The following is a 16,094-nucleotide window of genomic DNA, read 5'->3' on the forward strand; positions in this document are numbered from 1 at the left end:
TTATGGACCTGCTGGCCGCGTTGGAGGCGCTGCGCCGGCCGCTGGATCGCGAGCTGTTCCCGCTGGCGGTGGGCGAGGCGGCGAGCGATCGGCGCGCGCAGCGTGAGCTCGCCGGGCAGCTCGACGACTACCTGCTGCCCCGGCTGCGCGCCCTCGACGCGCCGCTGCTGGCCGTCGTCGGCGGATCCACGGGAGCGGGCAAGTCCACGCTGGTCAACTCGCTGGTCGGGGCCGACGTGACGGAGCCCGGCGTGCTGCGGCCCACCACGCTGGTGCCCACGCTCGTGGTCAGCCCCGCCGACCGCGCCTGGTTCATGGGCCAGAACGTGCTCCCCGGCCTGTCCCGTGCCACGGGCACCGGGCCGGGGGCGCTGCGGGTGGTCACGTCGGATGCGCTGGGCGCCGGTCTCGCGCTGCTCGACGCGCCCGACATCGACTCTGTGGTGGTCGCCAACCGGGAGCTCGCCGCCCAGCTGCTGGCCGCCGCCGATCTCTGGCTGTTCGTCACGACCGCCGCCCGGTACGCCGACGAGGTGCCGTGGAGCTTCCTGCGCTCCGCCCGCGAACGCAGCACCGCCCTGGCCCTCGTACTCGACCGGGTGCCCCCTGACGCGGTCGGCCCGGTCTCGCGCGACCTCTCCCGCCTGCTCGCCGAGAACGGACTCGACGGCACCCTGCTGTTCACCGTCCCCGAGGCCGTGCTCCCCGCGGAGAAGGCCAGGCTGCCCGCGGACACCGTACGGCCCATCTCCTCCTGGCTCAGCGGGCTGGCCGCCGACGCCGCGGAGAGATCCCGCGTCGTACGCCAGACGCTGTCGGGAGCGCTCGACAGCCTGGCCACCCGGGTTCCCGCGCTGGCCCAGGCCGTCGAACGCCAGCAGGCAGCCTTCGACGGCCTGCGCTCCATCGTGGCGGGCGCTTACGCGGGCGGGCTGGCCGACTTCGACGCGGGCATGCGTGACGGGTCGCTGCTGCGGGGCGAGGTGCTGGCCCGCTGGCAGGACTTCATCGGCACCGGCGACCTCATGCGCTCCCTGGAGAGCCGGGTCGGCTGGCTGCGCGACAGGATCGTCGGCTTCTTCACGGGGCGAGTGCCGGAGCTCCAGCTCAGGGACGCCCTGGAGAGCGGCGTGGAGGCGCTCATCAGGGGCGCCGCCGACGGGGCCGCCGAGCGCGCCCTGGAAGGCTGGTCGGCCGCGCCCGGCGGACCCGGCCTGCTGGAACGGATCGGCCCCATGGAGTCCGCCCGCCTCGGCCGACCTGGGCAAGCGTTCGGAGTCGGCGGTCCGCGGGTGGCAGGAGTACGTCCTTGACCTCGTACGAGAGGAGGGGGCCGAGCGGCGGACGGCCGCCCGCGTGGCGTCGTTCGGGGTGAACGGGGCGGGGCTGCTGCTCATGCTGGGCGCGTTCGCCTCGACGGGCGGGTTGACCGGGATCGAGGTGGGCATCGCGGGCGGGACGAGCCTGCTGTCGCAGAAGCTGCTTGAGGCCGTCTTCGGGGATCAGGCGGTGCGTACGCTGACCGTGGCCGCGCGGGCGGACCTGCGGGATCGGGTGCGAAGGCTGCTGGAGGAGGAGTCGTACCGGTTCATGGCCCAACTGGAGGCGGTGGAGCCGCCGGACGGGACGGCGAACGCGCTCCGGGTGGCGGCCGAGCGCATCCACATCCACCGCGCGGAGCTCCCGCTGACCACGGGGGAGAGCCCATGAAGCTGCTTCGCCGCAAGGAAGGCCCGTCTCTCGACTCCCGGCTGGCGGCCCTGCTCGAGGCGGCGTCGCTGGCCGAGGGGCGGCTGGCCGAAGAGGCGGTGTCCGGCGCACGCGTGGTCGCGGAACGCGCCGGGGCGCGCCGTAACCTCTCCGTCGACCACACGGTGGCCGCGCTGGCGGGTGCGACGGGCAGCGGCAAGTCGTCGCTCTACAACGCCCTGGCCGGGGAGGAGTTGGCGGCGGTGGGCGTCGTACGGCCCACCACCTCGACCGCCCAGGCGGCGCTGTGGGACGGCGAGGGCTCCGGTTCACTGCTGGACTGGCTGGACATCCCCCAGCGCCACTCCGCCGCCCCCGCCCCCGACTTGTCCGGACTTATCCTCCTGGACTTGCCCGACCACGACTCCATCCAGCTCTCCCACCGCCTGGAGGTGGACCGCCTGGTGGAGCTGGTGGACCTGCTGGTGTGGGTGGTGGACCCGCAGAAGTACGCCGACGCCGCACTCCACGACCGCTACCTCCGCCCGCTCTCCGCCCACCGGGACGTGATGCTGGTGGTGCTCAACCAGGCGGACCGCCTCCCCGCGCACGCTGTCGAGCGTTGCCTTGGAGACCTCCGCCGCCTGCTGGACGAGGACGGACTGACGGGTGTCCCGGCCCTTGCCGCCTCGGCCCGTACGGGCGCCGGGCTCGCGGAGCTCCGCTCGCTGCTCGGCGATCGGGTCGCGCACCGCAAGTCCTGGTCCACGCGGCTCGCCGCCGACGTCACCACCGCCGCCACCCACCTCTGCGGACCAGCAGCGGAGGACGGTACGGCGAGCGGGGTGGCAGAGGGCGGCGCGGGGCGGACGGCGGGGATGGACCGGGCGCTCACCGCTGCGCTGTGTGACGCGGCCGGGGTGCCGCTGGTCGTGGAGGCCGTGGCGAAAGGTCATCGGCACCGTGCTGTCGTCACCACCGGATGGCCCGTCACCCGCTGGATCCGCAAATTCCGGCCCGACCCGCTCCGCAGGCTGCGCATCGGCACCGCCGCTCCGGCAGACGAACGGCCGAGCCGGCCGCCGGCCAGGCTGCGGGGTGAAGTGGCGGGCAAGCCGCGGGACGAGCTGCCGGGCAGGCCACGGGGTGAACTGGCAGGCGCGCCACGGGACGAGCTGCCGGGTGAGCCGTCGGGGGGATCGGCCGACCGGCCGCCGGGGGTGGGGATCGTCGGTCGTACGTCCGTGCCCGCGGCCTCGGCCGTACAGAGGGCGAAGGTCGAGACGGCGATCAGGGACGTCGGCGAGGCGGCCGCGGCGGGTCTGCCCGGCCCGTGGGCGGCGGCGGTGCGGCAGGCGGCGCGGTCCCGGTCCCGGGAGCTGGCCGACGAGGTGGACCGCGCGGTGGCCACGACGTCCTTCCGCGCCACCAGGCGTCCCAGGTGGTGGCGGGCGGTGAACGCGCTGCAGTGGCTGGTGTTCGCGGCCATGCTGGCCGGTGCCCTGTGGCTGGGCGGGTTGTTCGCGATGGACTATTTGCGCCTGCCCCAGCCGCCGCTCCCGACCGTGGGCGTGGTGCCGTGGCCGACGGTGCTGCTGCTGGGCGGTGCGCTCGCCGGGGTGCTCATCGCGTTGTTGTCCCGGCTGGCCGCGTGGGCAGGCGGAAGGAGAAGGGCCAGGCGTACGGCCAGAGCCCTGCGTACGGCCATCGGCCAGGTGAGCGACGAGCTCGTGCTGGCTCCCGTAAGAGCGGAGCTCGACCGGTACGCCCGCTTCATGGCGGCGATCAACCGAGCCCTGGACGGCACGTGAAGGCCGCAGCAGCACGGCCGCCAGCCCCGCACCGGCTCCATACGCCGCACGCTATCCCTGAAGATCAGGACGTGGGGCAGTCGTTGCCCTTGTTGCGGTTGTCGATGAACTTCTGTGGCACCGGAGTCGTATGCGCCCGCACGGTGGCGACTCCGGGTTCGGTGAGAGAGCCGCCGTTCACCAGCCAGGTGTCGGGCACGGATGCCTCCGTTCGGATGTCGCTGATGTCCTTGCTGGTGGGGTCGTGGACGACGAACTCGCCGATGCGTACGCCGCGTTCCTTCAGCATGGCCCGCACTTCGGCGACCGTCTTGTTGAAGAAGGGGACGCAGCGCAGGGGCTCGCCCTTGGCGTCCCAGGTGGTGGATATCTGGTACTTCTCGCCGGGCCTGGCCTTCCTGCTGACCGAGACCTGGGCCGTGCCCTTGAAACCGACGGGGATCTTGAGCCCGATCGCGCAGGCGTCCCCCACCATGTCGCACGGGCCCGGTGGGTTGATGCCTTGGATCTCGCTCACGACATTGTGGTCCGGGGCGGTGGCCAACACTTGGCGCTCGAACGCGGCCGTGGCGGGCTGCACGATGAGCGAGACGTCAAGCCCGTACTTTCGTAGCTGCTCCTCGTACATCTTCGGGTTGGCGTAGAGATCCTTGATCTCGATGACGTAGTAGCCGCCCTCCTCCTTGATGTCCAGCGCCGCGGCCGGGGAGGTCGTATGCAGCCAGGTCAGCGCCACGATGCCGGCGGTCAGCAACGCGCCCGCGGGGACGGCCACGCGCAGACTCAGCCGCCTGCGCCTCCGGCCGGGCGCGGGAGCGGGTGATCCGGCCGTGATCTCGTGCATCAGCTCGCGGGCGCCCTCGCTGACCTCCGGCACCGGCGGAGCCGCGAACCGGGCGACGATCTGGTCGATGTTCTCGGTCATTGCCGGCCTTTCGCGAGGGACACGGCACGCTGCCCGTATCCGGTGAGGTCGGGGTCGAGGTCCGCCAGCTCCTTGGCGAGCCGTTTGCGGGCGCGGTGCAGCCGGATCCTGGCGGCACCGCGCGAGCAGCCGAGCACCTTCGCGATCTCGGCCCCGCTGAGCCCCTCCCACGCGACCAGCGCGAGCAGCTCCCGGTCGTCGTCGGAGAGCCGCTTGAACGCCTCGTACGCGGGGTCGGCGCCGCGAAGCGCTGCTCGGGCTCGGGTGGCCCCATGTGGCGGTCCTTCCAATTGGCGAACACACCGGAGGAGATGTCCGGATAAGCCGAGATGTTTCACTCGGTCCCGAGGGAGCCGCCGATCGTGCGCAGCGCCGTGAGGAGCGGGCGCAGGAGAGGATGGGCGTCGGCGCCGCGGCGGATGGCGGCGAAGACGCGGCGCTCGGGCCCCGGCGTCTGGCGGACCACGACGCCTGCCAGCGCCATGTCGCGCAGGGCCAGCCGCGGCACGAGAGCCACGCCTGCCCCCGCCCCGACCAGGGCGACCACGGCGCGGAAGTCGTCGGAGCAGTGCGCGAGGTTCGGCGTGAAACCCGCCTGCTGGCACGCGAACGTGATCATGTCGTGCACCGGGTTGCCGGGATATGGCCCGATCCAGGTCGCATCGGAGAGCGACACGAGGGTGGCAGACTCCGCCAGCGGGTGGTCCTGGGGGAGCACCAGGTCGAACGGCTCGGCGTACAGCGGCAGACGCGACAGGCGCCGGTCGGCCGCGTCGGGCGCGCCTCGGTACTCGACCGTGATGGCCAGGTCGGCCTCGCCGTCCAGCAGCATCGCCAGGCTGTGGTCACCCTCGGCGTCCAGCACGCGTACGTGCACGCCGGGGGACGTGGCGCGCAGGGCGGCGATGGCGGGGGAGAGCACGGCGCTGATGGCGGTGGCGAAGCAGGCCACCGTGACCTCGCCCGCCTCTCCCGTGGTGTACGCGGCCACCTCGGCCTCGGCGCGTTCGAGCTGCGCGAGGACCTCGTTGGCGTGGCCGAGCATGATCTTGCCGACGGCGGTGAGGTGCACGCCGCGCCCGTCACGGGTGAGCAGCCGGTGGCCCACCTCGTGCTCCAGCGCGACGAGCTGCTGGGACACCGCCGACGGGGTGAGGTGCAGCGCGGCCGCCGCGGCGGTGACCGTGCCGTGGTCGGCCACCGCCCGCAGCGTGCGGAGCCGCCGCGTGTCTATCACGCAGCGAGAATACTCACCCGCGGGCCTGGATGAACGCCTGGACGGCGTGATCCACGTCCTGCTCCGAGTGGGCGGCCGACAGCTGGACGCGGATCCGGGCCTGGCCGTGCGGTACGACGGGGTACGAGAAGCCGATGACGTAGATGCCGAGGTCGAGCAGGCGTTCGGCCATGGCGGCGGCCTCGGCGGCGTCGCCGATCATGACGGGCACGATCGGGTGGTCGCCGGGCAGGATGTCGAACCCGGCCCTGGCCATCTCGCTGCGGAAGCGCGCGGTGTTGGAGCGGAGCCGCTCGCGGGCCTCGTTCGAGGTCTCCAGCAGGTCGAGGATGCGCAGCGACGCCGAGGCGATGACGGGGGCGAGCGAGTTGGAGAACAGGTACGGGCGTGAGCGCTGCCGCAGCAGCTCGCAGATCTCCTTGCGGGCCGAGACGTAGCCGCCGCTGGCGCCGCCGAGCGCCTTGCCCAGCGTGCCGGTGATGATGTCGATCCGGTCGGTGACGCCGTGCAGCTCGGGGGTGCCGCGACCGGTGGGCCCGACGAAGCCGACAGCGTGGGAGTCGTCGACCATCACCATGGCGTCGTACCGTTCGGCCAGGTCGCAGATCTCCCGCAACGGCGCGAGATATCCGTCCATGGAGAACACGCCGTCGGTCACGATCAGCCGCCGCCGCGCCTCCGACGCCTCCTTCAGCCGGGCCTCCAGCTCGGCCATGTCGCGGTTGGCATAACGGAAGCGCTGGGCCTTGGAGAGCCTGATGCCGTCGATGATGCTGGCGTGGTTGAGCGCGTCGGAGATCACCGCGTCCTGGGCGTCGAGCAGGGTCTCGAAGACGCCGCCGTTCGCGTCGAAGCACGAGCTGTAGAGGACGGTGTCCTCCATGCCGAGGAAGTCCGACAGGCGCGTTTCGAGCTCCTTGTGCACCTCCTGGGTGCCGCAGATGAACCGCACGGACGCCATGCCGAACCCCCACCGGTCCAGCGCCTCCTTGGCGGCCTCGACCACGGTGGGGTTGTCGGCGAGGCCGAGGTAGTTGTTGGCGCAGAAGTTCAGGACCTCGCGCCCGGCCACGCTCACCGACGAGCTCTGCGGGGTGGTGATCACGCGCTCGGGCTTGAGCAGCCCGGCCTCGGTGATCTCGTCGAGCGTCGTACGCAGCTGCTCGCGGACATTTGTGAACATCAGGCACTCCGGTTCATGGTCGCGGCCGCTTCGGCCTCCGTTGGCTCGTTCCTCGCTCTCTCCGGCCGAGCTCCTCCGCTCCAATCCAGGATGACCTTGCCCGTCCGGCCGCTGGCGGCCGTGTCGAAGGCGGCGTCGAAGTCCTGGTACGGGAACCGGTCGGTGATCACGGGGGAGAGATCGAGCCCCTTCTCCAACAGGACGGACATGTTGTACCAGGTCTCGTACATCTCCCGGCCGTACACGCCCTTGATCGTGATCATGGACGTCACGACGGTCGCCCAGTCGACCGCGAACTCCTCCGCGGGCAGCCCCAGCATGGCGATCTTCCCGCCGTGGGTCATGTTCGCGATCATGTCGCGCATGGCCTGCGGGTTGCCGGACATCTCCAGCCCCACGTCGAAGCCCTCGCGCAGGTGGAGCTGCCGCATGCCGTCGGCGATCGACGACCTGGAGACGTTCAGGGCGAGGGAGACGCCGAGCTTGCCGGCCAGGTCGAGCCGCTCGTCGCTGACGTCGGTGATCATCACGTTGCGCGCGCCCACGTGCGTGGCCACCGCCGCGGCCATCAGCCCGATCGGGCCCGCCCCGGTGATCAGCACGTCCTCGCCGACCAGGGGAAACGACAGAGCCGTGTGTACGGCGTTCCCGAACGGGTCGAAGATGGCCGCCACGTCGGGGTGGACGGGGACCCGGTGCACCCAGACGTTGGAGGCGGGCAGCGTGACGTATTCGGCGAAGGCGCCGTTCCTGTTGACGCCGAGCCCGATCGTGTTGCGGCACAGGTGCCTGCGCCCCGCCATGCAGTTGCGGCACTTGCCGCACACGATGTGGCCCTCGCCGCTGACGAGGTCGCCGACGGAGACGTCCTCGACGCCCGGCGCCACCTCGATCACGTGGCCGCAGAACTCGTGCCCGACGATCAGCGGGAGCCGCAGGGTATGCCGCGCCCAATCATCAAATTTCCGGATATGTAGGTCGGTGCCGCAGATGCCGGTCCGCAGGACCCGGATCTTCACCTCGCCGGGGCCCACTTCCGGCTCAGGCACGTCGACCAGCCAGAGGCCGGCCTCGGCCTTCTCCTTGACCAGCGCTTTCATGGCTGCATCCCCCTAGTCCGAACCTAACGCACTGTGCCCGCTCACCTCCGAGCATGTCCATCGAGGGATTCTTAAGTGCCCCCACAGCTCTGCTTCACGCTGCGGCAAAGGCAGGCATAATTAGGTAAGTAACTTGTACTTAATGCTATGGAGGTCGCGGTGCGGCAGCAGAGCGGCGACGCCTCCCTTCTGCGCAGGCTCAACTCGGCGGCGATCCTGCGCATCCTGCGCGAGGCCCAGGTCGCGACGCTGTCCGAGCTGGCCAGGGCGGCCCGGGTGTCCAGGCCGACGGCCGAGGTCATCGTGGACGAGCTGGTGGCGGAGGGCTGGGCCGAGGAGTGCGGCGAGGAGCCGGGCGACCGCCAGCGGGGGCGCCCGGCCAGGCGGTTCAGGTTCCGCGCGGCGGCGGCTCACGTGCTGGGGATCGGGATCGGCGGCTCCCGGCTGCGTGCCATGGTCACCGACCTCAACGGCACGATCGTGGTCAGCCGTCGCGCGCCCAACCACCGCGAGATGCCCGCGGGCGAGCGGCTCGACGCCGTCGCCGCGCTGGCCGCCGAAGCCGCCGCCGAGGCGGGCGTCGCGCTCGCGGACGTCGCCGTCGTCGGCGTGGGCACCACGGGCACGGTGGACGGCGCCGGGCGGGTCGTGAAGAGCATGGTGCTGTCCGGCTGGACCGGCCTCGACCTGCAGGGCGAGCTGAGCCGCAGATTGCCCGCGCCGGTGCTGGTCGAGAACGACATGCGCCTGGCCGTGCTGGCCGAGCACTGGCGCGGCGCCGCCAGGGGCCGCCACGACGTGATCTACCTGTTCACCGGCGACAGGATCGGCATGGGCCTGCTCATCGGCGGCCGCCCGCACCGGGGAGCCCACGCCGCCTCCGGCGAGATCGGAGCCCAGCCGTACAACAACTGGACCGCCTACCGCCACGTGATGGACTACGCCATGGCCGTGGAGCCGGGGGAGCTCCGCTCCAGCAGGCAGAGCGCGGAGTTCGCGATCGCCAGGGCGCGGGCGGGCGACGAGAAGGCCGGGCACGCGGTCAGGGAGCTCGCACGCGGCCTGGCCGCCGGGCTGATCACCGTGGTCAATCCGCTCGACCCCGAGATGGTGGTGATCGGCGGCAGCCTGTCCTCGGCCGGTGACCTGCTGGTGGAGCCGGTCAGGGAGCTGTTCGAGGAGTTCTGTGCTTACCCGCCCGAGGTGGTGGCGTCGGAGCTGGGCAGCGAGTGCATCACGCTCGGGGCGGTGCGGTTCGCGCTGGACCACGCCGACCGCCTGCTCTTTACGTAGACAACTTGGCTAATTAGATAACTGTTCCGTCACGGCCATGTCGCTGAGCGGCATCGATCCGCCTGTCTTGCTCAGAGCTGCAAGATTTAGCCTAGTTATTTGCATAAATACGGACTAGCCTCCAGCCAACTCGTACGGACTGGAGGTGAGCGTGGCCGCTGTTCCCCTGCTCGAGCGGCTGAGGCGCGACTGGACGCTGCTGGTGCTGTGCCTGCCCGGCATCCTGTATTTCGCAGCGTTCTTCTACGTTCCCCTGCTGGGCAACGTGATCGCCTTCAAGGACTACGCGCCGTTCCTCGGCATCGCGGACAGCCCGTGGGTGGGGCTGGACAACTTCGTGATGCTGCTGGAGGAGCCGGAGTTCTGGAGCGCGGTCGGCAACACCCTGCAGATCACCGTGCTGCAGCTCGTCCTCTACTTCCCGGCCCCGATCGCGCTCGCGCTCCTGCTGAACTCGCTCGTCGGCCACCGGATCAAGCGCTTCGTCCAGACCGTCGTCTACCTGCCGCACTTCCTCTCGTGGGTGGTCGTGGTCGCGATGTTCCAGCAGGTCATCGGGGGTGCGGGGACGGTCAGCACGTTCCTGAACGCGCACGGGATCACCATCGGCAACCTGATGTCGAACCCGGACACGTTCAAGCTCCTCGTGACGGCTCAGGTGATCTGGAAGGACTGCGGCTGGGGAACGATCATCTTCCTCGCCGCGATCACCGCCATCGACATGAGCCATTACGAGGCCGCCGCGATCGACGGCGCCGACTGGAAGCGCCGCCTGTGGCACGTCACGCTGCCCGGTATCCGCTCGGTCGTCCTCATGATGCTCATCCTGCGCCTGGGCGACATCCTGTCCGTCGGCTTCGAGCAGATGGTCCTGCAGCGCGAAGCCGTGGGCGCGGGCGCCGCCGAGGTGATCGACACGTACGTCTACTACCACGGCATCCGCGACGGCGACTGGGGCATGAGCACCGCCGCCGGCCTCATGAAGGGCCTCATCGGCGCGGCGCTGATCTACGCGGCGAACAAGCTCGCGCACCGCTTCGGAGAGCAGGGGATCTATCGATGAGGCCGCCGTGGATGGAGCGCCCGACGATCGCGGGGCGCACGCTCAAGTTCGTGGTGCTGGCCGCGATCACGCTGGCCGTGCTGTACCCGTTCGGGCTGGCCGTCGGGACCAGCCTGATGAGCCGCGCGGAGAGCATCGCCAACGGCGGCAGCTACGTGTTGTGGCCGTCCCACCCGACCTTCGAGGCGTACGAGCTGATCCTGTCCGGCGGCGCGGTCACCAGATCGGTGCTGATCAGCATCGGCATCACGGTCACCGGCACCGCGCTCAGCCTCATCTGCACGGTCTTCCTCGGGTACGCGCTGTCGCGGCGCGGCATGCTCGGCGGCAGGCCGATCCTGCTGATGGTGCTGGCCACGTTCCTGTTCACGCCGGGCATGATCCCCAGCTACCTCATGGTCAAGGAACTCGGGATGATCGACACCTACCAGTCGCTCATCGTGCCCTTCGCCGCCACCCCGTCGTCCAGGCCGGTCTACAACGCGGGCCTCGGCTCGGTGGGCTTCACCTCGATCAGCAAGAAGGTCGACCCCAAGCGCATCGAGACGCTGCTGGGCGTGCTGAACTACATGGCGGCGCCGTTCGGCACCGAGGAGTACCAGCTCGTCAACTTCGGCGTGGAGGGCACCCATTTCACCAAGAAGGACGGCGATCTGAGCCTCACCGACAAGGGCAGGGCCGAGGTGCCCACCACGCTCCAGCCGATCTCGTTCGTGATCGGCTCGCCCTCCGCGCTCTTCCTGCCCGGCCAGCCCGAGCAGACCAAGCTGATCCACGACTTCGAGACCAAGGTCGCGCCGATGCTCCAGCAACGCGTCACGACCGGCCATTTCTCCGACACCTACACGCAGAAGAACGGCGAGCTCAGCACCATGGGCTCGGACATGGTCGTGGACATCGTCACCGGCCGCAAGCCGCTGTCGGACTGGCCCGCGTTCGTGAAGAAGTGGCTGAGCAGGGGCGGCGAGGCGATGCGGGCCGAGTACGAGGCCTCCATCGCCAAAGGTTGATCATTTCTCTTGAGAGGACACCAGTGGAAGACCTGCGCATCGGCGTCATCGGCCTCGGCCTGCGGACGAGCCTCGCCCTGCACGCGCACCGGCCGGGCAGGGGCTCGATCGTGACCGCCCTGTGCGACTCCGACCCGGCGGCGCTCAAACGGCAGGCCGGGAGGTTCGAGGCGGAGTTCCTGACGGGGGACTACCGCGAGCTGCTCGACCGGCGCGACCTCGACGCGATCGTCGTCAACACCCCCGACGACACCCACGAGGCCATCGCGATCGACTGCCTCCGAGCAGGGAAGCCCGTCTACGTGGAGAAGCCGATGGCGATCACGGTGGAGGGCTGCGACAACATCCTGCGCGCCGCCCACGAAACCGGGACCCGCCTGTACGTGGGGCACAACATGCGCCACATGGGCGTGGTACGCCTCATGCGCGACATCATCCGCAAGGGCGTCATCGGCGAGCCGAAGACCGTCTGGGTGCGCCACTTCGTGTCGTACGGCGGCGACTACTACTTCAAGGACTGGCACGCCGACCGCACCCGCACCACGGGCCTGCTGCTGCAGAAGGCGGCGCACGACCTGGACGTGATCCACTGGCTCGCCGGCGGCTACACGACCAGGGTGAACGCCTTCGGCGACCTCATGGTCTACGGCGACCTGCCGCGCCGCGCGCCCGGCACGCCGCGGCCCGACGGGTGGCTGCAGGAGTACGAGTGGCCGCCGGCCTCGCGCACCGGCCTGCACCACATCGTGGACGTCGAGGACGTGTCGGTCATGAACATGCGGCTCGACAACGGTGTCATCGCGGCGTACCAGCAGTGCCACTTCACGCCCGACTACATGCGCAACTACACGGTCATCGGCACGGAGGGCCGCCTGGAGAACTTCGGCGACGGGCCGGGGGACACGGTCAAGGTGTGGAACACGGGCCCCACGGCCTACCGGGACGACTGCGACATCGCGTACAAGGTGCCGCTCGCGGAGGGGTCGCACGGGGGCGCGGACCCGCAGATCATGGCGGAGTTCTGCCGGTTCGTCCGGGACGGCGGCGCGACGGACACCTCTCCGGTGGCGGCCAGGATGAGCGTGGCGGCGGGCTACATGGCCACGATGTCACTGCGGGACGGCGGCATGCCGTACGACGTGCCGCCGCTGGATCCGGAGCTGGCCGCGTACTTCGACGCCGGGCAGGGCTGACCGGGATACGCTGGGGGAGAGATGTCTCGGGAAGGGCCGGGAGGTGACCACCTTCGAGGATCTGCCACCTGGGTCACGGGAAATACGCCGAGACCGTCCTCCCCCCTTCCCCGACCCGCGAAGACATCGTCGGCCTGCTCAATCACACGCTCCTGATCGGCCACTGGTTCGACTTGTGGTGGCGGCTTGACCCGATCTACCGAGCGGTGTGGGAGCTCACCTTCCCGGAGCTCGGCGCTATCTCGGAGCTCGACGAGATCCGCCGCATTCCACGGTTGATGGCCTCCTGAGGTGCGGATCCCCGACTGGCACGCCAGAGCCATCGAGGACGTGGTGCCGTTCCTCAACCGCCACGCCGGGCTGAGGACGCGGAACCCGGCCCGGCCCTGCGGACAGTAGACAGATGTGGATATGTCGATACGTGCCCGTATACGTGACGGAGACAAGGCGGCGTTCGGCGAGCTCTTCGACGACTACGCGAAATCCGTCTACAACCATGCCTTCCGCCTGACCGCCAACTGGTCCACGGCCGAGGACGTGATGGCGCTGACGTTCCTGGAGGCCTGGCGGTTACGGGGCCGGATCGACCCCGAGGGCGGGTCCCTGCGGCCCTGGCTCCTCGGCATCGCCACCAACGTCGCCCGGAACGTGCGCCGGGCCGCCCGCAGGCACGACGACGCCCTGGCCCGGCTGCCGCGGGGCGAAGAGGTGCCGGACTTCGCCGACGAGGTCGTGGGCCGCATCGACGACGCCGAGCGCATGGCGGCGGTGCGGGAGGCGTACGGGCGGCTGCGCCGCCAGGAGCAGGACGTGTTCGCGCTGTGCGTCATGGCCGGGCTCGACTATGCCCAGGCGGCGGAGGCGCTCGGCGTCCCGGTGGGCACCGTGAAGTCCCGGTTGTCGCGGGCCAGGAAGAAGCTCGCCACGGAACCACCCCCGGCGAACAGACAGGTAGTAGGTGACCTCGGCCCCGAGAAGAAGGAGGAGATCCGATGAACTGGCCGGCCGAACGCGATCTTCCCGAGGGCCGTCACCGACTGCTCAAGGAGTTCGTGATGACCGAGATCGATCGCAAGCCCACGCGGAAGCGCCTCGCCGTCCTGGCCCCCCTCGCGGGGCTGGCGGCTGCCGCCGCGGTGGCCGTACCGCTGCTCTTCGGCGGCGCCCCCGCGTACGCCGTCACCAAGGGTCCCGACGGCCTCATCCACATCGGCATCCGAGAGGCCAAGGATCCGGACAAGCTCCAGGCGGACCTGCGGGCCATGGGGGCGAACGTGGTGGTGAACTACATCCCCTACGGCAAGAAGTGCAGCCCGCAGCCGCGCAGCAGCCACTTCCTCAGTAAGGAGGAGGCACGGCTGTCGGTCTTCCCAGCTCCTGAGGGCTCGAAGCCGGGCTTCGTCATCGACCCGAGCGTGATCGGCCCTGGCCAGACGGGGGTGCTGGAGTTCAGCGTCTCGGAGAACGACCGTGGGGGCATCGTGGCGGGCATCTGGGCCGCCGTCGGCCAGGACCCGATCGCGGAGTGCGAGCTCGTGGACACCACGGAGGCGCCGCTGTCGCACTGACCCGGCGAAACGACGGCGCCCGGCGGCACGCTCGTGTGCGGCGGGCGCCGTTGTCGTTAGTCAGGGCTCCAGGGTTGGAATTGCCGTTCTAATTGTGTAACACTGTTGCAAGCTTGGAACATGGTCAGTCGAGGAAGACATCAACACAACGAGATCAACGCGGCCCTCAGAGCGATCCGTGAGATCGAGTGGTTCACCGTTGTGGAAACCCACAACGGGCACCGCTGGGGACGGATCGAGTGCGCCTGTGGCGTGGGTCCGCAACCAATCTGGTGCACGCCGCGTAACCCGGGCAACCACGCGAAGCGCATTTTCCGATGGATCGAGGAGCACGCGGAGTGCGCAAAGAACGAGGAGACGTCATGATCACGTGGGACTTCCGCATCACTCTGAATCGAGCGCCCACCGATGACGAGTTGGACGCCCTCTACGAAGCAGGTCTGGACGACTGCTCCATATCGGGCTTCAGAGACGGCAACAGCTACGTCATGTGCGACCGTGAGGCGGAGAGCCTGATGGACGCGATCGAATCCGTTCTCATCCAGATCAGGACAGTCCCGGGTCTCTGGGCGACCGGCGTCGGAGAGGACGACGGGGTGACGCTGGGGGACGCGGCGCGCCGCCACGGGGGGCGCACGCAGGCCAGCCTGCGGCAGCTCGCCACGGGGCAGCGCGGTCCCGGTGGTTTCCCGAAGCCGCTGATCGAGGCCGACAACATCAGCCTCTACTCCTGGGCCGAAATCTCGGAGTGGTTGCGCACCGAGATGGGCGATGACATCCCGCCGGTGAATCGCGACATCGTCATCGCCGATGCCGCGGTCAAACTGGCCTGCCGCGCCCGGGAGAGTAATCAGCAGGCCCAAGTGGGTCACATCTACGAGATCGCCTGCTGATCCCGGCGGACGGCTCACTCCTCAACTGACCTGCCGTCCGCCGGGAAAGGGTCAGCGCTCGGCCTCCTTGCGTTCCCGGTCGAGCTCCGGGAACGGTGACGGCTCCTGGGCGCCCTCGGTGAGCTGGCGCGGCCCCCTGGGGCTCTCCGCCTCCTGGGCGTCCGCGACCGCCTCGGCGGCCGCCTCCGAGGCCTTGAGCACCTCCTCGTCCGTCTGCGACGTCTCGGGCACCTCCTCGCGCGTCGCCGCCGACCGCGGCAGCGCCTCCGTGAACGCCTTCGAGACACCCTGCAGCGCCGAAGTGACCTCGCTCGGGATCACCCAGAACGTGTTGCCGTCGCCCTGCGCGAGCTGCGGCAGCACCTGCAGGTACTGGTACGCCAGCAGCTTGGGGTCGGGGTCGTTGCGGTGGACCGCCTGGAAGACCTGGTCGATGGCGCGGGACTGGCCCTCGGCCTCGAGGATGGCCGCCGTGCGCTGGCCCTCGGCGCGCAGGATGCGGCTCTGCTTGTCACCTTGTGCCGTGAGGATCTGCGACTGTCGCTGGCCCTCGGCGGTGAGGATCGCGGCGCGCTTGTCGCGTTCGGCCCGCATCTGCTTCTCCATCGCGTCCTTGATGGTCTTGGGCGGGTCGATGGCCTTGATCTCGACGCGGTTGACGCGGATGCCCCACTTGCCGGTGGCCTCGTCGAGCACGCCGCGTAGCTGGCTGTTGATGGTGTCACGCGAGGTCAGGGTCTTCTCCAGGTCCATGGAGCCGACCACGTTACGCAGTGTGGTGACGGTCAGCTGCTCGACGGCCTGGATGTAGTTGGCGATCTCGTACGCCGCCGCCCGCGGGTCGGTGACCTGGAAGTAGAGGACCGTGTCGATCTCGACGACGAGGTTGTCCTCGGTGATGACGGGCTGCGGGCGGAAGGAGACGACCTGTTCGCGCAGGTCGATCATGGGGTAGACGCGGTCGATGTACGGGATGACGAAGTTGAGACCCGGCTTGAGCGTGCGGTGGTAGCGGCCGAGCCGCTCGACGTTGCGCGCCCGCGCCTGCGGGACGATCCGCACGGCCTTGAGCACGGTGAACACGGCGAAAAGTATGATCAGCAGTCCGACCAGCAACAGCGGATCCATG

The 16,094-nt window shown here is 69.9% G+C and carries 16 protein-coding genes; 10 read left to right on the top strand and 6 right to left on the bottom strand.

Annotation, left to right across the window (positions count from 1 at the left end; all coding sequences use genetic code 11):
* Positions 1 to 2 precede the first annotated feature (2 nt).
* Genes ACIBVN_RS12080 through ACIBVN_RS12090 form a run of 3 tightly spaced genes read left to right on the top strand, consistent with a single transcriptional unit; the run spans position 3 to position 3,500 of the window.
* Complete coding sequence (locus ACIBVN_RS12080; protein ID WP_397135398.1) at positions 3 to 1,313, top strand: ABC transporter; 1,311 nt, start codon at positions 3 to 5, stop codon at positions 1,311 to 1,313.
* A 43-nt stretch (positions 1,314 to 1,356) separates the two neighbouring features.
* A complete protein-coding gene (locus tag ACIBVN_RS12085) occupies positions 1,357 to 1,710 on the top strand; it encodes a hypothetical protein (RefSeq protein WP_397135400.1) in 354 nt (117 codons plus the stop codon).
* Positions 1,707 to 3,500 carry a YfjP family GTPase gene (locus ACIBVN_RS12090; protein ID WP_397135402.1) on the top strand — a complete coding sequence of 598 codons (1,794 nt, stop codon included), beginning with the start codon at positions 1,707 to 1,709 and terminating at the stop codon, positions 3,498 to 3,500. The genes ACIBVN_RS12085 and ACIBVN_RS12090 overlap by 4 nt, the downstream gene beginning before the upstream one ends.
* A 64-nt stretch (positions 3,501 to 3,564) precedes the next feature.
* On the opposite strand, the gene ACIBVN_RS12095 is transcribed toward ACIBVN_RS12090, so the two are convergent.
* Genes ACIBVN_RS12095 through tdh form a run of 5 tightly spaced genes read right to left on the bottom strand, consistent with a single transcriptional unit; the run spans position 3,565 to position 7,945 of the window.
* Positions 3,565 to 4,425: a hypothetical protein gene (locus tag ACIBVN_RS12095; protein WP_397135404.1), complete on the bottom strand. Its 861-nt coding sequence runs from the start codon at positions 4,423 to 4,425 to the stop codon at positions 3,565 to 3,567.
* A complete protein-coding gene (locus ACIBVN_RS12100; protein WP_397135406.1) occupies positions 4,422 to 4,715 on the bottom strand; it encodes an RNA polymerase sigma factor in 294 nt (97 codons plus the stop codon). Before ACIBVN_RS12100 ends, ACIBVN_RS12095 begins: the two co-directional genes overlap by 4 nt.
* Positions 4,716 to 4,759: 44 nt before the next feature.
* On the bottom strand, positions 4,760 to 5,662 hold the full coding sequence (locus ACIBVN_RS12105; RefSeq protein WP_397135408.1) for a LysR family transcriptional regulator: 903 nt from the start codon (positions 5,660 to 5,662) through the stop codon (positions 4,760 to 4,762).
* 13 nt (positions 5,663 to 5,675) lie between these two features.
* Positions 5,676 to 6,845: a glycine C-acetyltransferase gene (locus tag ACIBVN_RS12110; protein WP_397135410.1), complete on the bottom strand. Its 1,170-nt coding sequence runs from the start codon at positions 6,843 to 6,845 to the stop codon at positions 5,676 to 5,678.
* Entirely contained in the window at positions 6,845 to 7,945 is a 1,101-nt protein-coding gene (gene tdh, locus ACIBVN_RS12115) for an L-threonine 3-dehydrogenase (protein WP_397135412.1), read from the bottom strand. Before tdh ends, ACIBVN_RS12110 begins: the two co-directional genes overlap by 1 nt.
* A 147-nt stretch (positions 7,946 to 8,092) precedes the next feature.
* Here tdh and ACIBVN_RS12120 point away from each other — a divergent pair, with 147 nt between their 5' ends.
* The 7 genes from ACIBVN_RS12120 (at position 8,093) to ACIBVN_RS12150 (ending at position 14,965) form a co-directional block, all read left to right on the top strand.
* Entirely contained in the window at positions 8,093 to 9,238 is a 1,146-nt protein-coding gene (locus tag ACIBVN_RS12120) for an ROK family protein (RefSeq protein WP_397135414.1), read from the top strand.
* 151 nt (positions 9,239 to 9,389) lie between these two features.
* Positions 9,390 to 10,301: an ABC transporter permease gene (locus tag ACIBVN_RS12125; protein WP_397135416.1), complete on the top strand. Its 912-nt coding sequence runs from the start codon at positions 9,390 to 9,392 to the stop codon at positions 10,299 to 10,301.
* An 11-nt stretch (positions 10,302 to 10,312) separates the two neighbouring features.
* Positions 10,313 to 11,311 carry a hypothetical protein gene (locus ACIBVN_RS12130; RefSeq protein WP_397135418.1) on the top strand — a complete coding sequence of 333 codons (999 nt, stop codon included), beginning with the start codon at positions 10,313 to 10,315 and terminating at the stop codon, positions 11,309 to 11,311.
* 23 nt (positions 11,312 to 11,334) lie between these two features.
* The gene (locus ACIBVN_RS12135; protein WP_397135420.1) at positions 11,335 to 12,504 is read left to right on the top strand and encodes a Gfo/Idh/MocA family protein; all 1,170 of its coding nucleotides are present in this window, start codon (positions 11,335 to 11,337) and stop codon (positions 12,502 to 12,504) included.
* A gap of 411 nt (positions 12,505 to 12,915) precedes the next feature.
* Entirely contained in the window at positions 12,916 to 13,500 is a 585-nt protein-coding gene (locus ACIBVN_RS12140) for an RNA polymerase sigma factor (protein WP_397135422.1), read from the top strand.
* The gene (locus ACIBVN_RS12145) at positions 13,497 to 14,072 is read left to right on the top strand and encodes a hypothetical protein (RefSeq protein ID WP_397135424.1); all 576 of its coding nucleotides are present in this window, start codon (positions 13,497 to 13,499) and stop codon (positions 14,070 to 14,072) included. The genes ACIBVN_RS12140 and ACIBVN_RS12145 overlap by 4 nt, the downstream gene beginning before the upstream one ends.
* Before the next feature lie 362 nt (positions 14,073 to 14,434).
* Positions 14,435 to 14,965, top strand: coding sequence for a hypothetical protein (locus tag ACIBVN_RS12150; protein WP_397135426.1), 531 nt, complete (start codon positions 14,435 to 14,437; stop codon positions 14,963 to 14,965).
* Positions 14,966 to 15,016: 51 nt separating this feature from the next.
* Here the strand turns inward: ACIBVN_RS12150 and ACIBVN_RS12155 are convergent, their stop codons facing one another.
* Positions 15,017 to 16,093: an SPFH domain-containing protein gene (locus ACIBVN_RS12155; protein WP_397135428.1), complete on the bottom strand. Its 1,077-nt coding sequence runs from the start codon at positions 16,091 to 16,093 to the stop codon at positions 15,017 to 15,019.
* Position 16,094 lies beyond the last annotated feature (1 nt).

It is taken from the genome of Nonomuraea sp. NPDC049400, assembly GCF_044466425.1.
GTDB lineage: Bacteria > Actinomycetota > Actinomycetes > Streptosporangiales > Streptosporangiaceae > Nonomuraea.